Source organism: Flavobacterium daejeonense DSM 17708 (assembly GCF_000425425.1).
Classification (GTDB): Bacteria; Bacteroidota; Bacteroidia; order Flavobacteriales; family Flavobacteriaceae; genus Flavobacterium; species Flavobacterium daejeonense.
Map to the genome: position 1 here is coordinate 1 of NZ_AUDK01000045.1, position 2542 is coordinate 2542.

Annotated in this window: 2 protein-coding genes; both read left to right on the forward strand. The window is 31.1% G+C overall.

The genetic code is table 11. The features are described 5' to 3' along the window. Positions 1–1498, forward strand: a 1498-nt coding sequence (locus H599_RS20075; protein ID WP_035141908.1) for a hypothetical protein, incomplete at its 5' end; no start/stop codon positions are given. Between the two features lie 11 nt (positions 1499–1509). Further along, positions 1510–2055, forward strand: a complete 546-nt coding sequence (locus H599_RS0117625; protein ID WP_026715328.1) for a hypothetical protein — start codon at positions 1510–1512, stop codon at positions 2053–2055. The last annotated feature ends 487 nt before the right edge of the window (positions 2056–2542 follow it).

The window sequence follows — 2542 nt, forward strand, 5'->3', positions numbered from 1 at the left end:
AGATCAATATTGTAATTGTAATGAGGTGCCGCAACAATGTTATAATACTTGTCCGGAAGGTTATTATCAAACACCGGATTGCGGTTGTGCGTCTACAATACCACCTTGTTCAATAACAAGTTGCCCGAGTGGATATACTTTACAAAATTGTAATTGTGTGCAACAACAAACCCAACCACCTTCTAATAATACTACAAGTGAGATAGAAAAACCACTAACACAGCAAGAGTTTAATAAATTAAAAACCGACAACAGCGATAATTACAAAATAAAGGAGAAAACTAATCAAATTATAACTACATCTGATGGTGTCACACATTTAGGGACACTTACTATTTTTAAAGATAAAAATGTTGCAAATCATTTTTTCTATTATTTTACACCTAATGCGGGAGATGGTCAATTTATAGCGGGAGGTTTCTATCGTATACCGGATTCTCAAGGTAATAGTTCCTATACTTCCTATATTTCGAGTAGTTCTGGAAGTTCAAGTACTTCACCTACTCCTACTTGGTATAACTATGATATTGATGATTTCCCATCAGGACAAGGTTATTATATAGATCAAACAACGGGAATCGAACATAGTATCACTATTTCTCAAAATAACACTCCTGCAACAGTTATTAATGATCCTGTTAATGTTTGCCAAGGATGTTCTGATTGGTATTTAGATAATGATGGGGATGGTTATGAAGGGGGAACGCAAAAAAGTACGACCAGTCCTGGAGTAGGATGGGAACAAGGAGCATCTATGGGTGTAGATTGTGATGATAATAATGCAAGCATAAAGGAATGTAATTTACCAACTCCTGTATCTGTGACCAACATTGCTACTTGTAAATGTATTGATCCTACCAAAAAAGCCAATTTTAGTAATGTTTCATTTGTATATAATGTTCTTGAATATAAAACTTGGGTAAGTTGGCAAGATTATCAAGATTGTGCTATTGCAGCAAGAAAACAAAACGAAAAATCTTCTTTAGCTGGTACAAATCCTGTAGGAGCTGGTTACCAGGTAAATACATTTATAGATAAAAAAAGACAAGAAGAATCAGGGAAAACTACTCCTGAAATGAATATGCAAAAAGCGATAGATATAGTTGCCAAAAATTTAAAGCTGGGTAAACCAGTGATGGCAGGCGTTATGTATGAACGTTATAAAGGAGCAGACAAATTTGATGGAGGAACTGATGGAGATAATAACAATGTAGCGACAAATCATTTTGTAACAATTGTAGGAATGGGTATTGATAATGGAAAACCTTATTTTTCTTATTATGATAATTATGTTGATCCATTTAATGATGATGGTAGTGTAAGAAGCCTCTCTGCTAGGGAATTAATAGGAACTAAGACCCTAGAAAATAGATTTTATTATTATAAGGATTCAGTTGGAAATTATTATTTTGCAGACAAAACAGCAACAACTATTCAAGGCGCTGCTCATGGTACTGGTCTTGAATATGTTTTGACAGAAATTAGGGATAATCAATAAATAATTTAACTATGAAAATAAAATATTTAGTATTATTTATATTCTTTGGATTTTATAGTTGTAATGAATCAAAAGATGAGCTTTTTTTAAAAAAATTTTTAGATAAAAAAGATTTTAGCAATCAAAATGGCTATAATAAAGTAATAGATGACGATGATTTGCAAATTTTAAATAGAACAGATGCAATAAATGAATTTGTATTTAATACAGATAAAAAAAATCTGTTTGGTTACAAAACAAAACTTAAAAATAATTTTTATTTGATTTCATATATGACAAAATATGTTCCTTTGTATAAACCTACTTTTAAGATTTTGAATTGGTTTGATATATATTTGTGTATTTATGAAAAAAATGAAGGAGTAGTGTCTAAAATTAAGCTTATGTCTTCAGATCCAATTTTGAGTGGGTTTGAAGAAATCAATGGGGTTTATACAATTACATCTTACAAAATAAAATCAGAATATGATGATTTAAAAAAAAGAATTTATTACAGTCAGGATAGTATCGTTTCAAAATATACGATAGAAAATAATCGATTTGTAAAAATAAAGTAGTTATGATGTAAATACAAGTGATGGATTTTAAAAGCAAGAGGCTGTCCGAAAAGGCAGCCTCTTTGTGTTTTTATAAAATTTGGAAAACCATCGATTACATAAGTTTGTTTGAAAAAAATGATTAAAAGAAGTTTTAAGAAGATCTATAGTCCTTAGATTTTTACCAAAACTAGGCAAAAAGCCCTTCTCTATCCATTTTGCAAAATTATGAGCAATGGCAATTAATCCAAACTCGATATTGATTTAGTTAGCTTTCTAAGACTAAATCCCCCTGCTGCCGCACGAATCCTTTCGTGTGGCTATCGTAATCAGTTATTTACTGTATTACAAATAAAGTAAAAAAGTTGTAGCCGTAAAAAGCTACAACTTTTTTTGTTTAATCGTTTAAAAAACACCGAAAAACTGGACGGAACTTATACAGGCTATTTAGTAACTTATGACTGGAGCGGGCAGCATATTATTGCCAAAGAAGCATTAACTGTTGAAC